We start from the raw sequence: 17,074 nt of genomic DNA on the forward strand, positions 1-17,074 counted from the left end.
GCAGGCGGAGCATGAATCCGCCTGCCTGGTGAGCTTACGACTGAGGCTGCTTGCAGCGGAACGAGCCTTGACGTCGGTTGATGATCCCCTCGCCCTCTTTAAATGGTATCGACATGTCCGCGCGGCTGTCGAGGAAAGTCTCGGCGAAGTACTTGAGCAATCTGGAGTCGCGCATGATCTTGATATCACCCGGCAGATGGTTGATGACCTCCTGACTGGCCAGTACGATCAACTTCGCTCGCGGTCGGGACGACATAACATTGAAGCGATTGAGTGACAGTAGAAATTCGTCTTCGTCGGCAATGGCATCGGGGTCTCCCAATGCATAGCTGGCAATGATGACATCTCGCTGCTGGCCTTGAAAACGTTCGACGGTGTTCACGGCATCACGAATCAACTGAGCGTCGTCACCCATTGGTCCGAATAATGCCTGCAAACGAGATACCACCAGTGCCTTATGTGCTCGGTGTGGCGTGACCACGCCGACGCCGCTCTTCCAAAAACTTTCCGCATCATGCAGATCGTTCCCGACTGCATCCGGTAGGTTGGCCAAATTCTTCATAAGATGCCGCCGCAGCAGCACGAGCATTGCCGCGACCGTTTGCGCCTCGAAGTCGTTCCATTGACTGCTTCTACCCTCAGGGTAAATAAATGCGGAAATAGGTTGCGCCGGATCCAGCAGCATCGACAATTCTTCGGCGAACTCAATACTGGGTGGCCAATCCTGGGGGCGCACCTTCGGTAGCGGTACGTCTGTTGCGATCCGCAAATCAGGGAAGAATGCATTCAATTCTGCCGGGTACCCCGCAAAGCGGCTGAACCCCACAATGGCCGCATTGGAACGGTAGTTTTCCAACAGACTGGCCGGTTTAACACCGCGATGATCAGCCACAAAGTCATAAATCGAACCCACCAGTTTCTCGAGACCAACGGGCGGTTCAACTTGCTGAATAGGCGGCAATTGCTTAGGGTCACCCACTACAATCACGGCGCCATTGGATGCAATGGGAGCCAGGGCGAGGACTGCATTCGCCATATCCATTTGCGAAGCTTCATCGATCAACACAACATCAAACAATGGTTCTGCCGCATTGTTGTTGACAGCCGCGAACTTGGTGACCTGCTGCGGCGGTGCCGACACGATGACACTGCAGAGTTTCGCTCGCAGCGTCGCATGCAACTCGCGAACTTTGGGATCCATAGGATCATTCAGCAGATCAATCTCCGCTGCCAGCTCCTTCGACGCCGCCTTAGCACCAGAACGCAAGCGTACCAACTGCACCGCCCCGGTCTCTTGCGCCCCTAACTCCAAGATCCTTTTGAAACCCTTCACCACGACGTTGTCGGTGGCATCGTAGGTATTGCTGGTGACCAGAATACGTATTGGATTCTCCGTTTGCTGCGAGTCCACTAGCAGTCCGAGCAGAATCGCCCGCAACGTCTCGGACTTTCCAGTACCCGGAGGCCCCCAGATTAATGCCAGGCGCTGCTCCACCGCCTGACGCAGGGCAACCCACTGGCTGTCATTCAATCTGACGCCATAGCCTTCGAGGCGCGGTCGAATCCTGGTTACGCTTCGCTCCGTCGGGGTATGTGCCAGCGTTGCGGTATTCCACAACACCTCTTCGACCGGGACCGAAGCGCTGACTTTCTTGACGGCCGGCTTGCCCAGTACCTGCAAAGTCGAGATTCCCGCCTTTACGGCGAGCGGGGGATTACCAATTGCCTTCAGTGCCGTTTCCAAGCGTTTGGTCAAGTAGTCGGTCACCAACTTGTCCAACACCACGTCTCGACTCAAATCTAGATTCGGTTCGATCGAGCGCAGAAAATCATCAACCTCCGGGTCCAGATACACTGCAATACAACGCTTGTCACGGTCAATCGCCAGAATCTTGGTTCGGGTTAACGATGTTGCGTAACCGTACGGGTTCAGCTTGATCCCGGGTGGCAACGGTTGACCGCCGGTCACATCACCCACCCGCTTCATATGAAAATCGCCCATGGACGCCGGCGACAGAGCGCAGAGGAAGTCGCCCGGTTCGAACTTCGCTTCCCGAGAATGCTGACCAAGCCGATAAATCCGAACGCCGGGCGCTTGAGCGACCCCCAGCGACATTGCTGCCTGATGAGCCTCAGTCCCCACCAGCTCGCGCTCGAGTCGGGCCGCCAGGTAGCGCGCCTCGCGCTCGTGTACCGGAGTGGCCATGGTGATGGTTTGTTCAAGTGCCGCCACCTGAGCGTTCAGTTTGGCGTAAGCAAACCAGACCTGCCCATCCGCGCTGACCTTGTCCAACATAGACGGTGCTTTGATATCGGCGATCTTCGGCGATCGGCTGCGCAGAGCACCTTTTAGCTCCACGCGCAAGCGATTAACAATCGACGCCGTCGCGCGCAACTTGGTAATGACCGTCGATCTGAGCTGGGTGACCTGCTGACTCCAAGGGCGGGGGGCACCCATCCGGGTCCAAATTTCATGAGCCCGCTCTGACGGCACTTGGTCGGATAAGGGATCCTCGAAAATGGTGGGAACTCGGAACTCGAAGGGTGTTTGGTCAGGCTTGATCGGCGGCCGGAACTCGCGCGCCAGAGCCAACAACGAGTAGTAATGGGGAATCGGGGCCGCGACCAAGGCTTGCACCGCGTTTCGCACGATGGTGATGGGCGCATTTGCGGAGCGGTAGCTTGCGTTTTCGATCAACTCGTCGCCAGGGAACAGCCAGGCCAGCTTTTTAAGGTTGCTATCGGCCATGATGTACTGCAAGTTGCGGCCAATGACCCGGATTAGGTGCTCATACGTCACCGAGTCCCAGAGGTAGATCTGGACAGTAGCCTTGGGCTCTGCCTTCAGCGCAGCGCTCAGCGCTTTGCTCAGGTAAGTCAGGAAGTTCAGCAGCTCTCGGCGCTCGCTCTCAATGCTGCGAATGTCATTCACGAATACCTGCGCATCGACGCGCTCGGTCTCGCCATTAATCCTGGAGAAACCGCCTATGCCGAACGCCAGCGTCAAACCACTTCCGACGTCAAAGTCTGCGGAGAGGTACAGGCTGAGGTCCGACCAGCTAGGCAGCACTGCAGAGGTACCCGAGCCTGAAGGGATACTGCTGACTTTAGTAGAGAGGGCCTGTGCCCTGCCCGCCACGACCGTGCGCGCCGCTCGTAACCGCGGGTGACAATCAAACGCCTCATCATCAGCAGATAGGCCCGCCAAGGTTTCTGCCTGGGTCACTGCACGATCGCCCAAGGCCCGTCGTGCACCCCGAGGCAAGAAAGCAATCGAGCTCAGGTGACCATCCGATGCTGCACGCGGTATGCAATGCTCAGCATGAGGCACAACATCCGGGTTCCAGCTGTAGCCCAAATATTCACAGCCGCTGCAAGCGGTACTGACGTGATAGTCCTGGCCGCGCCAAGGCCTCTGGAGGGCGGTACGCAGTTCAACGTTGAAAAAGTAACGCAGCCGCGGAGCGAATACTTCGATTTCCAGGGTTTCGATGTCCAGTTGCAGAGCTGCTCGCAGCTCCGCATCCGAGGCTTGCCTACCCTCCTCGCGCCTGGCCGCTTGTAGCTTGACGATCTCAGCCGCATCGTGCGAACCAGGCCAGATCGCCGCCTCGGCAACCACGGCGAATCGGTCGGCGAATCCCTGATCCTGCAGCCAGCCGGCGAGCGCAAGCGAGTAGTAGGTGATCTCGGCAAAATACGAGGCACTAGGTTCGGCTGTCATTTTGATGTCAATGACCCGAAGCCCTACCCGACCATCGGCAGGATGCACGGTGCCATCAGCGTGAACGATCCGCTCAATGTCCTCCGGTGCAATCACCTGGATCAAATCGGGAATGAGGTTTGCAAAGGCGAGTTCGTTAGTGACACTCATCTCGTCAATGGTCAACGCTCGCGTAAACGTCTCACCAACCTGGAATTCCGGCCGTACGAGGAACATACCGGGCAATGCGTGCGCGATGACCGTCGACAGTTTTTGGTCTTGGTAGTCGTTATTGGTCTTTATACCAAGCACCGCCCTACCACCAAAGGTTACCTCGAGGTCATGGAGCTTGGCCTGCTCCCAACGCCCACCCTCCTCAGTCAGCGCGTTCATGCCCGTACGCCCCACCGCCTTGGGCGGCATTTCAAGCACGCTGCGCGCAGGCTCGTACTGTTTGTTGTGGGGATAGAGCATCAACGCCAGCTGGCGCGGACAATCGGTACGAAAATAGTTGCTGATAACCCGCTTACTGAGATAAGGCACTGGCGTTTCCTTCCACTTCAATTGAGCTGTCTAACGCAACGCCTCCTTGAGCGGTACGTGATCAAGCCCGACTTTTTTATTCTTGGCCAAGGCTTGCCCCACAAGAAAGGCCCTCCTCAGAGCAATCGCGTCAATTGCATTAAAGGCTATCGACAGGCAACCATATCGATCGCGCCATTCAGCAACCGCCACATCTGCGGCCAAGAGGTCAGCTGGGGAGACAAGCAGTTCCTGCGTCTCACCCACAAGACGCCGGCCACGTCGCAGGATGAAGATGGCATCCCACAGCCCGCGCTCGCCCTGTCCATGCAAACCCATACCCACTTCACCAGGCATTGGCAGAACACGAGTAACGTGTAAGCCGGTAGCAGCAATGGCCTCTGCTAGCGCTAACCACGCAGGTGCTTCGGTATGCCGATAGCTAAATGCTACCACCCCTTTGGGGCGCAGTACTCGTTCAATCTCTGCGAACGCCTCGCCCAGCCCGGTGATGAAGTGTTGAACACTCTGTGGCTGGTGCTTGCGTGCGACCAGGCTCTCGCTCATGACATGATCACGGGGCAAACTGCCGATCACCCCCAGTGCTTTCAGCCAAGGGGTGAAGAACTGAGCAAGCTCGGAATACGCAATGTTGTCGAAGTAAGGCGGGTCTGTCATGACCACGTCGACAGAGCCACTTTTGAGAAAGCTCAGTGCACGTGCGCTGCCGAGGTGGATGCGTCCTGGACGCTTCGACAATCGACGCGTAACAGAAATGAACTCCGCTGTCGCCTTTGGTTCTTTAGGGGACCTAGCATAAGCGGCGGCCTGCCCCAACTTACGAACAGTGTTAGGGAAGCTTCCTCGCCCCGTCCGCTCGACCCAAGGATTCAATTCCACTGGCCGTTGAATGTGACGAAACGCGCGGACAGAAAAGAGTGGAGTCAGACGACGCCAGCCATAAGCATAGGAAGCCATCATGCAGTTAGTCGTCAGATGGTCGCTGAATGCCATGGCTATGAATGATCGAACCGGGTCCGGCAATTCGGTTATTTCTTTCAATAGCCACGCCAAATGCAAAAGTTGCCGGTCATTGAACAGCTGAGACCATTGACGGTAGCCGTACGCGGTCAAGCGTTCATCAGACCAACCCTCAGCTTCAATCGGGTCCGCCGGTAAGGCGAGACTGCCCTCGGCCAGACCGCGGCGCAATACCATGGAAGCCTCCGCGTACTGCTGACGGTCATCGTCACTGGCGCGCCTGAACACCCGATTGGCAATTGGCACTACCCGACGGTCATCGGTGCGGGGTATCGTCTCGACGGCAAAAAGCCGCCAAGCGGGGACACCGCTACGACGACCGTGGTCAATCAACGGTTCCGCATGCCCACAGTTCGGACACGCCGCTCGCCCCCCCTTGCCCGGACCTGCGTCACACACTGTGTGTTGACCGCAGGAGGTACAATCAAACGCCCGCGTGCCAGAGACAAGCGTCGCCACTTCGTCACAGTGCGCGCACACAGCATGACGCACTTTTCCGTCATCGGCGAGGATGTAGCTGGGGTGAGCATCGAAGCTAGTCGAACACTGCTGGCAACTGACATGCTGCACCCAGAAATGATGCAGTACGAGATCATCACCGGAGCGATGGAACTCGAGCACCTTTTGTCCCACGCGTGCCTTGAGTTGCTCCAGGGCCGGTTGCAAATCCGGCATGTCGGCAGCATCGAGCTCGAGTTGACTGACTGCACACGCGACTGGATCGACATCGCAGCCGTGGACGTTAGCACCCAAGCGAAAGGCTTCAAATACCGAGGTGCCACCACCTACAAACGGGTCCAATACGGTAAGCCCTTGTAGGTCAGCAGCTCCGTAATACAGCGATTCAAAGTCAGCCCCCGGCGCACTCGTCACTCCAATTAGCAAGCTTCGAAACACGGAGGGCAGGCGGCGGGCAAACCACTTATGGGCGGTGTAGATAGGACGCGGACGCCGACCGTCTCGCATGGCAAAGCGTATCAGTGTCTCAACTGGAATTTCGTCAGCTTCAGCAAGGGTTAGCGCAGGGATGGTCAAACGTTGCTTAGCTGGGGCAAGTAACGCCAACGCAGGATTCGGAGTGCTTACATCACCCACTGAAAATTCTCGCTTTTAAATTTGACAACTGCGGTAGCCGATTGCCCTGAGACAATGACTAGACCGGGCAGGTCGTCCGCTAATAAGATGACCGGCGATAGTACCCTGTTGACCGCTTCGGGTCACCCAAACAGTCCTTCGGATGAGCCTCATGAAAGGCTGGTGCAGCCTCACGCAGGCTGGCCCAACAGAACAGCCACCCTGCCCTCGTGCCGGGCCTGCCGTTGAGCTCGGTCGCCAGCTGCGTTTAACTGGCACCACCTGCCTCCCATCGAGGACGCCTTGGTTTGCACTCACTTGAGGACAGACCGAGCTCGGGCATCAATCCGCGCCAGCATCCTCAGCGTGATCTTGCCCGAAGACGGCCAGAGCTAACTGAACGCTGCCGGGATCTACGGGCAGTGAAACCTTCGGACTATTCTGCTCCCGGTACGGTCAAGTGAATCAGCTTTTGCTCGTTGACACTGATACTGGCATCGAAAAAATGCTTGTGACCAGGAAACCGCGAAATGAATTCGTGCTTATCGGTTTGATAAAAATTCCTGACAATGAACTCAATGAATTGTCGTGGCGTGAGTGGGCAGTGCACGGGGATACGGCATCCTTCAACATCCCCAAGCGTCAGGTGACAGGAAGGATGCGCTACATCCTTTGTAGCGCCCAAGTCATAATCGAAACGTATGGGAAAGGGAACCAAGCGACGACTGACAATATCCACGTACAACTCCTCGCGCAAATAAACCTCCGGATCATCTTGAAACGGACGCAAGCTCGGCGAGGGATAGTAGGCGAGCCGATGCTTGACCAAAGAGTCCCTGTCAAACCGATACGACAACTGCAGCAGGCCACCATCGATTAGCTTCAGGCAAAATGATCGGTTGGCAAAAAGCTCCTGATACAGATCACCATAGTCAATATCGCCCATGGCGAGAGAAATCGCCTCGGCACCATGAAAAGTAACTTCCCACACATCAGGGCCGATTTGTCTCATCGCAGGAAAATTTTGATCATCCGCTAGCCCGAGCCCTATGAGCTCAGCCGTCAGACACTCCAGATCGTGCCTGACCTTCTCACGCGCCGGCGCATGTCGACTCATTTATTGCCACTCAACAGCGCAAGCAATTTCGCTCGCGTTTCACCGTCAAGATCCTCAGGATTCAGTTCACCCGTTTCTAGGGCGTGAGTCAGCTCCTGCGCATTGTACTTCTTTTGCTCCAAGCGCTGCTTGTCATGCTCCGACAAATCACGATGAACAATACGCAATTTACTCAGTTGCGCGTCGGTGGGGTAGACCATGTCCAATCGATACTGATGCTGCTTCAACTGCGCATACTCTTGCACCAACGCATCCATGCCAGGTCCATGACCAACCACCCGTACCCAACCCTTGCTTCGGGTAATTGCGGTAAACAGTCGATTGCGCAGCGTCGACAATCCAGCACCCACGCCATCACATTCCTGTGCATTAATGACGTACACCATCCCGGCCTCGTTACCCTTGGCCCGATAGATACCGGTGAAGGTCACCGAGCCCAAATCAGAGCGGAAGAAGACATCTTGGTCAGTATCGACGCCGGCCAGGTGGCTTTGAATACCTCGACCAAATAAGGTCTTTCGTATTGCGGCACAGCGCTCACGAGCGTTGATTGGATTAGGGTTGATCACGATGACATCATCGTAACGCAGCTCATCCTCACTCAGGTTCTTCTCGATCTGCTGGGCAACCCAGTCATTCTGTTCGGCTTCACTGTTGAACTTGATAATCTGCACCAGCTCATCGATGGACGAGTGGGTTTCGAGGAACAGAGGACTGGTTTCATCGGTTCGCTCCAACGACACTCGTGCGCCCTTTCTCAGGTCGCCCGTGTGGACGCGATAACCGATCTCCCCCCATAGAGCAGGCTGTTCAAACATCTGCACCAGGCCAGTCTCCGCCATTTTTGGGGGAGCACGGTAGACTCCGAAACCCAAGGCATGTGCGGTGACCAGCACCGGTCGCGAATTCCGATAGCATTTTTGCAGAATCACGTCTCGCCGTTGCTGGTGATCTCCGGCGAACGAGACCAGGGCATTCCCTTCTTCATCCGCTCCGAACAGATCTTCAGGCGGTGGCAGCGATGTACCGGACAGGTTTTGCAATTCATCGTACGCATAAACCAGCCGCTTCGGCGCCTTAAGCATGGAATAGCACAGCTGCAGGAAACTCGGCGAAAAATCTTGCGCCTCATCTACCAGAATGGTGTCGTAGACATCTAACGACTTGTTGATTTTACTGAGCGCGGCCTTACAGGCGCCGTCAAACGCCCGATTGCTGCCACCAAAGTGGCTACTGGCAGTGCGAAAATCGTAGAAATCAGTGCCACTCTGGCGGCACGCTTCGTAATACATCCCATCTCGCTCCGCCCCGCCAGGAGCGCCCCAAGCATTCAAGATCCGAAGCTTGGTCCAATCGGGTTCTTCACCACTCTGCTCGATACAGAAATTGTTGATCAACCGTTTAAACTGCCCCTTCAAAGAACGAGTGTTAAAGGTTACGGCGATTCGCCAATCGGGCTGTTGGGTATGCAGGTAAGCGGCTTTTAGCGCTAGCACGATGGTTTTACCCGAGCCCGCCAAGCCGCGAATACGCTGTACCCCTTCAACGGTCTCCACGACAGCACGATTCTGCCGGTAATCCAGGGTGGCAATGGAGTCTTCCAGCTTTTTCAGCTTCGCACCGAGCGAGTCGACGCGCGTCACTTCACGTTTTGAGCGGCTCTTGCGGATTGACGACAGGCTCTCGATGGCCGACGTCGTCAGGCGATAAATTTCATCATCCGCATTGTCCCATTCCAAACTCTGTATCAGCGACGCGAGATTGTGCTCATTCGCCAGCGGGTAATCTTCTTGCGCATGACTTGCAAGATTGATCAACGATGGCGCGAAGGTGATGACATGCAACTGCGGCAGGAGCTTCCGCCCCTTCATCAGGTCTTTATGCAGTTTCAGCTTCGATTCGATCTTGTTGACGAGATCATCTTGACGATCAGCATAGTCGCCTAGATTCTGCCCTTCTACTATATCGAAGAGAATGACGCCTTTATCGGGATTCAAAAAAGTCGCATCCACGAAATACTTGCCTTCGGGAGTTGCAATCAATGGGTAACCGAAGAAACAACTACCATCAAGACCAATGGTATTTGCCAAACAGTCTTCAAGGGCGGCAGACGCAGCGGGTTTGCCATTCGTACCTCGGGTGAACTCCACTGTATTCATAAAGGCATCCAGACTAAAGGGGTGAGTGTCGCACACTGCTTCACACAATCATGCCGAGGAGTATACGAACAATAGAAGGCTACAGCGACCCCCTCCCCTGCCTCTAAGCGAGTAGCTGAATCAGCTAAAACGGCCATTACCCTGCTGCGCATCACACGGTGGACGATGCACTGGAGCAAGCGAACGGAAGAGGTTCCTACCACTAGAGCGCCACGCAGACAGAGCCGAGCCCCTCAGTCCCTGGCCAAGTTGCACGCTTCAAGACTGTCGCCCTGGGCCGAGGCATAGCCGTCAGCCGTGTTCAGGGCGACTACCAGATTGCGCGTACCGTTCCAGGTGGTGCTCACTGAAATGATGGGCCGACGACCCAGCAACAGAGTACCGCAGGCAGCGTTTTGACCGCGTTACTCCGCCCACGCGCCAAATGGCGCCTTGCTATCTATATAGCGGGTTGCCGTTTGGATGTCGCGCCACCCAACATAGTCCATCAGAGCTTTGCTATTCCACTGATTCGCACTCGCCCAGGTGGCAAAGCCTCGACGCAAGGAGTGCCCCGAATAGCCCTGCGGATCAACGCTGCTGCTGAACATGATTTGCCGCAGCAGCCGCGAAATACTGTTGGGATTCAGCGCCTGTGCCGAGAGGTGTCCCCACCGATCGACAGCGCGAAACAGTGGACCGTGCTGGATGCCACTGCACTCCAGCCACTGCTCAACGGCCGTTACCGGGCACAGTCGCTTCAGCGCCGGCACACTCAGCTGACGACCCCGATTGCTGCGATCAGTTTTACTGCTGGGCAAAAATACCACGAGCCCCTCTCCCCGGCGTATCTGTAGGTGCTCAGTCTGCAGCCGGCACAGTTCATCGCCGCGTAAGGCCCGCCAAAAGCCCAGCAAAAGCAGGGCGCGATCCCGCGCGGCGCGCAGGCGTACCGCCTTCTCGCTACTGACCAGCGCCTCCTCAAGGCTGTCGACACAGGCCTGCAAATCCTCTAACGCCAGAGCCTCGGCCTGCTGCTGCGGCTGCAGGTGCAGTGCCTGGATGCCACGCAAAACATCGCGCACCCGCGCCGTCTTAGTCGGATCGCTAAAACCATGCGCCCGGTGCCACTGGGCCAAGGCCGCCAAGTGTACGCGCAATGTCCCGCTGCTCAATTGCGCCCCATAGGCGGCCAGGTAGCGCACCACACTTTCGCTGGACGCCGGCAGCAACCCGCCCCACTCCGCCTCGAAGTGTGCAATGGCTTGAGCATAGCGCCGCTCGGTACTGGCGCGACGCGCGGCCCGGAGATAGCGCTCGGGCAAAGTGTCCACACCTTCCTCCCGCTGTACCCCGTTCACTGCCAAAAAACCTGAACAGCGTGATCACGTTCGAGAATCTGGGCTTCTCAAACGTCAGTCTGTCCGATTATTGGTACCGAATCGGGCACCTGTACACGTGTACTTCCATACTGTTTGAACAGTACGAAAAAGTGGGAGCAGACCCATGGCCCGCGCCGGAATCAACAAAGCCCTCGTGCAGCGAGCACGGGATGCCCTCCTCGCCCGTGGTCTGTCACCCAGTATCGAGGCCGTGCGTGCAGAACTCGGCCACACGGGCTCGAAGACCACCATCCTTCGCTACCTGCGTGAACTGGACGTGGCAGAACCCCATCCGCCACAGGTGAACCTGTCGGAAGAATTGCAGGCGCTGCTGCAGAGTCTAGCTGAGCGTTTGGCGAGTGAAGCGCAGGCGACGGTCGCCGTCGACCGCGCCCGCCTGGAGCGGCAACAAGCGGCCTATCAGCAACAGCGCGCGGTAGAGGGCGCGCGCTTCGAGCAGTTGCAAGTGGCACATACCGCAGAGATGGAGGCCCATCGGCAGTTGCGTCTGCGGGAAGTGCAACTGACGGGCCAACTGCAACTGGCCGAAGGCGAGCGACGGCGCCTTGAAGAAGCCTGCCGGCAACAGCTTCAGCTCCTCGAGGAGCGTGCGACGACGATCCACTCGCTCGAGACCAAACACCAGCAGGCACGTGAATCGCTGGAGCACTTTCGCCAACAGCATCAACTGCAACGCCAGGAAGAACTGCAGCGGCATGATCAGCAGTTAAGTCAGTTACAAACCGAGGTGCGGGGATTGCGTGAACAACTCGCTGTCCGCCAGGAAGAACTGACTCAACTCTACCGAGATCTGGAACGTTCGACCGGCGCTCAGGGCTACCAGCAGCAACAGCTCCGTCAGCTCGAGCGTGAGTTGAACGCCGCGCAACAGCACTTGGCGGCCGAAAAGCTGCTCATGAACCAGGCGCATCAGCAGGCAGAAATAATGGCGAGCGAGATCACCTTGCTACGCGAGAAGTCCAGGTCTTACCTCCTCGCCCACCGACATGACCAGCGCCTTCTGCGTGCGCAGGCGCAACAACTGGCACGCCTGCAAGGCTTGGTCGAGCCGGGGTCATCCGACAGTCCAATTCCTTAATGACGGATCAAGCCTGGCGCGGAGTCGTCCCTCAGGCGAGCGTAGGTGTGTGCCTCAGCGCATACTCGGTAGGAAAGTTAAGAAAAAATGCAGGAAAAACTCAAAACTGAAGATTTTCATGGGCCGCTGAAGAAAAAACTGACGACCGAGTCTTTTTGAACAGAAAATTCCCGCATAGCCTCATACCACTCAAGCACTAGGCTAGCCTGTCACAGCGACCTGGCGGTCCCTGCTCACGACACTGGGTCCTGCCCGCACAAGGCCGGATTGTGGGCTTACGGATCAAATCGTTAAATTGGGTGGTAGGCGGCCACTGATCACCAGACGGAAATCCATGTGTATGCGCCCTACCCTTTCCCGTGAAACGGCCATGCTGGAGAAGGGCAAAGTACGCCTCCTGAGAAGCGGTGATTTCTTGACTGCCGATGCGTTTGCCGTGCTGGCTCAGCTGAGCACGGAGCAATGCACTCTTGAACTCAAGGAGTGGAAGCGCGCGGGCAACATCTTTTCGCTGGCTCATGAAGACAAGGAATACTTTCCCCTCTATGCCTTTGACCCCGCTTCGAGCTTCCGCCCATTTTCGTCATTGGCAGCCATCATCACGACGCTCGGCTCCTGCAAGCCTGACTGGGCTATGGCGCTCTGGTTCGGCTCTTCCAATAGCTACCTGGGGGGCCAGATGCCGAAAGATGTGATGATGAACGACCCGGGGCGGGTACTGGATGCCGCCCGAAGCGAGACGTATGGGGCGCTACAGGGTTGATTGGAGCCCAACGGTTTGCCCTGCCTCGCCCGATTCTTAGGCACACCAGACTACGAAACGTTTACCAGCGTAAGCGAAGCAGCTGACACAACAGGCTCAGCATTGGACCCGGGAAAGCGCTTTTTCGCAGGTAGACTTAACCTGCCAGACGCCCTACAGGCTCCCAACTACGGTCTTTGGAGGCAGCAATGTCGAGAAAGCGACTTTGGTTGCTACGCTTGGCCAGTGCTTGGCGTGCTTCTGCTTGCAAACGGGCGGTCATCAGAGGCTTGGGTTCGTGTTTGATCTGCTTCATGGGCACCCCGCGTATCATGACATTTAGGTGGATAGTATTACGCTCAGCGACCCTGCCCAAGCGCTTCGTCGCCTGCTACTCGAATGCGGCAGCCTCGGGACAGGCAGCAACTGCTACCTAGAATTTACGTGGTGATCAATAGACACCGTAATCGAGCCGTACCAGGAAATCCGCAACCTCCATGTACCCCTGATCAGTTTCCAAGAGCATGCACGGCAGACGCCGGCTAAGTCCAATCGCCTGCTTGGTGAGCCATGCTTCAGCCAGTTCAGGATTGCCGAACACTTGCTCAGCTGTCATCAAAATTTGTTCGCGACGCCTCATGAAGCAGCGGTGCTTTAGGCTCCAACACCTGTCAGGAAATGGCGAGCTGAGTACGAGGATTCTAAATACAGTCATGCTGCATAACGCCCGAGTGGTAAACCCCAACTGCATCGGGGAGGTCTGGTTTGCGATTGGAGATGTCTCCCAAGGGCTGCCGGTCCTTTACCCTGTAACGGTATTCATGGGGAGAGAATCGTCCCGAGCCAAATAGCAACTGAGCGGTGAACGACTCCACGAACGCAATAGCCTCCCTTTGCACGTAGCGTTCGTAACGGGCGCGATAGGCCCAAGGTAAGGTAGCGCGGTTGCCTAAGCAAAGGCTGACCAGCTCAGATAAGAGGTAGCCACGGACGTCGTAACGCACATCCGCCGCTTTGAGCACAGTTGCATAACAAAAGTGGTAAACGAGCGTTGCATCACGGGAGCTCTGGGGCAATTTTTGATCGCTAATTTCTAAATTCCTATAGCGCCATTAAACAGCTGACGCACTCACGACACCAGCGAGTCAGCGATGAGATAGGTTGGGTTCGGCGCTGGTGAAAGGCAAGAACATTTTAAAAGGGTTTCAACCTGAGGACTCTGTGATCCGACAGAAAAAACTATGCGCATTCCAGGCGCCGAACCCCAGGCCAACCGGGCGAGTTTTCCGAGGACTGTTCGCCGCTAGACAGACGGTTGCCTGTGATCGGTTCATCAGATGATTGGAGCATCTGGAAACCTTGGCGTAAGCCTGGAGTGAGCACGACACGGTTCCCCGTAAGGAGAGCGGTTTTATCTACCGGCGAGGGATTTGTGGTCCCATTACGCTTGAAGATTCTGCGGGCGGCAAGAGCATCCATAAGCGCATGCATCTCGACAATGTTCTCGGGATCACCTGGGTTCGAGTAATCGATCTTTGAACAAACAGGTTCATAGCCACATAATCAAGGGGTCGACGGCGAACTCAGTTTTCGCCATTGGCAGCCATCATTTCGACGCTAGTCCCCAGCCAGCATGACTGCGCTATGGCGCTCTGGTTCAGCTCATCCAATAGCTACCTGAGAGGCCTGATTCCAAGATGTCATGATGGACGACCTGGCGTGGGTACTGGATGCAGCCTGAAGCGATGCGCATGGGACGCTATTCAATTGACGAGCAGATTCATCACTTGGCGTTGACTTCAACGAGGGGTTTTTCCTCGGTCAGCAACAGACGATAGAGCTAACACCACAGGGTCACCCATCAGCGCAGGCATGGCCTGACACCTAATGTGGCGCTAGCGATCGTTGAATAGCGTTGTCGTACCGTTTCACGAAATCCTGATCGCTGTGCACTCCTGATCGGGTTTCTAAAGCCGGCTAGGTCAGCACCGCCCAAGCCAAATTGGTCAACCGTGTACGCCTAGTAGATGACTACCGGGATATGCCCATATGAAGGTCTGAACATATCTGCAAAAAAAATGTGCAGAACCCCGTCACCAAAAATCCCTGGCCAAGCCACGAAAGGCCCGCCCCTGTTGAGCTATAAGGGCTGGAAAGCGGCGCGAAAAAATGTGCAGTCTTGCCCCCAAATTGATCTAGGCATCACGCCCCTTCAAGGTGGGCCCTGACCACCAACAAGTCGAGGGCTGCCGCGACGTCGTTTACCCCCAGGGCGAAGCTGACTCCAATCCACCTGCCGGGCTAATGCATCATGCTCCAGCCAGTATTCCAGCACGCGTGTAAATGCCGTCGTGTAAGCCAACCGTTTGAAAGTAAAGACGGCGTCAGCTCGCCATCGTCGTTGCCGCGCGCATCGCGCAAGCAATTCGTCGACAGCGGGAGCCGCTAAGTCTTCCACCCCCTCTGCACTAAACAGAGCCAAGTCTGAAACGAACGGTACGCAACAATGCTGGCCTGGTTTGGGGTTGTTGAAGATACTCAAATCATGAAACATCAAGCGCAGCGTGCGCAATGCTGCAGCTTCGCTCAAACAATACTCGAGACGCAGTTGCGCTTCTAATGTGGCCAAGCGAGCCAGGCGGCCCTCAAATTCTTTCACATCTTGCGGCCATCCCGGTACCGGCCATAGAACACCGCGGCGCATCAATTGATCGATCACCAGAAATAACGCAGTGGCACTTGAACTCACATTCGGATGCAGGCAGTGCAGTAAAAAGACGAGTGCGAATCGCCGAGCAAGCCAGCACCGCGTTGTTTGGTATTGAGGCGCCCGACTCGCCAGTACGGCGAGTTGGATGGACAGTACCGGCCACTCGCCAAGGAGCATCAACCGCTGGCGCGCTGTTGGCGAAGCTTCAAGAAAAGGTCGCTGGTTAATGTGCAGTCGGCGTAATGGCTGATTAAGCATCTTGATCAGATATCGGCGACTCGGCCGCCGCTTCCCTCTTCCCAAGGCATCTAGCAGCCGCGCTGCCTGCTCCAGATGTAGCAGAACAGTCCACAATGGGCTAGCCAGTGTCATCAACACGATGGGAAAGGCACGGCAGGCCGCTTCACGCACCCTTAGCGACATCATCACTCCACTGCAAAAGCGAGACCACTTACCCCGACAGCCTTCACTGGCAAAGCCAAAAACTACCGTTTCAAATCTCTTCCCATATTCCCCAAAGGCGTCGTATGGCGCTGGAGCCGCAACGATATCCGCTGCGCTGGCCAGTGTTTGAGCCACTATGCGCGCGTAAATGCTTCTGATCGTGCCTCGCAGATTGGAAGGTAAGCCGTCACCCTCGGTAGCCTTCACGACGTCGCCCCCTACTAGATGTTCACTTTATTAAACACCTTTTTGAGGCCATTGATAGAGCCAAGTAATGAAGGCCGGAAAAATTAATTCAAAATCGGTAACAATAATTAAAAATAAAAAGCTCGATACATATATTTAAACAGCATAACCCGATCATTTGGGCATTTCTACGAAAAAGATTTCGCAAAACTCCCAAATATTGCGTTGCGAGAACTCCAGCAGGGTGAGCCACAATACGAATCCGAAGCGGAAAACGACCCTAACTTGACCAGCCTGGAGAACCATCATGGTGCGCCGCGATAAGATCCTCTACATGCCTGCACTCCGGAAAACTGCTTGCCAGCGCCAGGGTGTTCCTGAGCGCCGTTGGTCCTTTAAAGCGTCTCAAACCACCGCTAAAGCGTCCGCAACGCAATTTGAGGCAGCTTTCCTTTGGGAGCGGAACCAAATTGGAGCGGAGCTGGTGATAGGGGATGAAACGTGTACCGATATTTACGCATCCCAAATTGCTTGGGCTGCACGCTCACACGTGATTTGGGCCTATCGCTTCGCAGAAACACTCGCAACTTTGAGAAAGACTCCTTGGGTCGTTGACCCCCGTTGTCTCATGCAGCGCCGAGCACATATCCATTCCAAGAAACATTACTCATTCAATTCTCTCGTAATCGGCTCCTCACTTAGCGCTCCCTGCCTCCTTATTAGGCCCATGCCCGCGTTCCCTTCCCACTTCCGTAAGTGGGCGCGGTTGCAAGTAGGCAGGTCGTGTGCCGACGCTGATGGGTGCATAGCCCTGACGGCTACTCGTCGCCGCATGATTTTTTCCGCTTTGACCGTCTTTCGAAGGACGCACGTGCTCTCGTTCTCCTGAAGACGCGAAGTCTATGCAAAAACGCAT

General features: G+C 56.0%; 10 protein-coding genes. 2 read left to right on the forward strand and 8 right to left on the reverse strand.

Going from position 1 to position 17,074, the window contains the following annotated elements:
- Window positions 1-34 precede the first annotated feature (34 nt).
- From OZ911_RS16680 to OZ911_RS16700, 5 genes are all read right to left on the reverse strand, one after another.
- A complete protein-coding gene (locus tag OZ911_RS16680; protein WP_012314168.1) occupies window positions 35-4,246 on the reverse strand; it encodes a DEAD/DEAH box helicase in 4,212 nt (1,403 codons plus the stop codon).
- A 30-nt stretch (window positions 4,247-4,276) separates the two neighbouring features.
- Window positions 4,277-6,361, reverse strand: a complete 2,085-nt coding sequence (locus OZ911_RS16685) for a hypothetical protein (RefSeq protein ID WP_146018917.1) — start codon at window positions 6,359-6,361, stop codon at window positions 4,277-4,279.
- 415 nt (window positions 6,362-6,776) lie between these two features.
- Window positions 6,777-7,457: a DUF2290 domain-containing protein gene (locus OZ911_RS16690; RefSeq protein ID WP_012314166.1), complete on the reverse strand. Its 681-nt coding sequence runs from the start codon at window positions 7,455-7,457 to the stop codon at window positions 6,777-6,779.
- Entirely contained in the window at window positions 7,454-9,616 is a 2,163-nt protein-coding gene (locus OZ911_RS16695; protein ID WP_012314165.1) for a DEAD/DEAH box helicase, read from the reverse strand. Before OZ911_RS16695 ends, OZ911_RS16690 begins: the two co-directional genes overlap by 4 nt.
- Window positions 9,617-10,020: 404 nt before the next feature.
- On the reverse strand, window positions 10,021-10,929 hold the full coding sequence (locus tag OZ911_RS16700; RefSeq protein WP_042111950.1) for a site-specific integrase: 909 nt from the start codon (window positions 10,927-10,929) through the stop codon (window positions 10,021-10,023).
- Window positions 10,930-11,101: 172 nt separating this feature from the next.
- Here OZ911_RS16700 and OZ911_RS16705 point away from each other — a divergent pair, with 172 nt between their 5' ends.
- Window positions 11,102-12,076, forward strand: coding sequence for a DNA-binding protein (locus tag OZ911_RS16705; protein ID WP_012314163.1), 975 nt, complete (start codon window positions 11,102-11,104; stop codon window positions 12,074-12,076).
- A 340-nt stretch (window positions 12,077-12,416) separates the two neighbouring features.
- Window positions 12,417-12,839 (forward strand): hypothetical protein, encoded by a 423-nt coding sequence (locus tag OZ911_RS16710; RefSeq protein ID WP_042111389.1) that lies wholly within the window; start codon window positions 12,417-12,419, stop codon window positions 12,837-12,839.
- Between the two features lie 136 nt (window positions 12,840-12,975).
- Here OZ911_RS16710 and OZ911_RS16715 read toward each other — a convergent pair whose 3' ends face one another.
- The 3 genes from OZ911_RS16715 to OZ911_RS16725 all read right to left on the reverse strand — a co-directional run bounded on the left by OZ911_RS16715 (window position 12,976) and on the right by OZ911_RS16725 (window position 16,179).
- A complete protein-coding gene (locus OZ911_RS16715) occupies window positions 12,976-13,134 on the reverse strand; it encodes a hypothetical protein (RefSeq protein WP_173857510.1) in 159 nt (52 codons plus the stop codon).
- Between the two features lie 135 nt (window positions 13,135-13,269).
- On the reverse strand, window positions 13,270-13,458 hold the full coding sequence (locus OZ911_RS16720; RefSeq protein WP_012314161.1) for an antitoxin Xre/MbcA/ParS toxin-binding domain-containing protein: 189 nt from the start codon (window positions 13,456-13,458) through the stop codon (window positions 13,270-13,272).
- Window positions 13,459-15,030: 1,572 nt separating this feature from the next.
- The gene (locus tag OZ911_RS16725; protein ID WP_012314159.1) at window positions 15,031-16,179 is read right to left on the reverse strand and encodes a hypothetical protein; all 1,149 of its coding nucleotides are present in this window, start codon (window positions 16,177-16,179) and stop codon (window positions 15,031-15,033) included.
- Window positions 16,180-17,074 lie beyond the last annotated feature (895 nt).

Origin of the sequence: Pseudomonas fortuita (assembly GCF_026898135.2) — a bacterium.
GTDB classification, from domain to species: domain Bacteria; phylum Pseudomonadota; class Gammaproteobacteria; order Pseudomonadales; family Pseudomonadaceae; genus Aquipseudomonas; species Aquipseudomonas fortuita.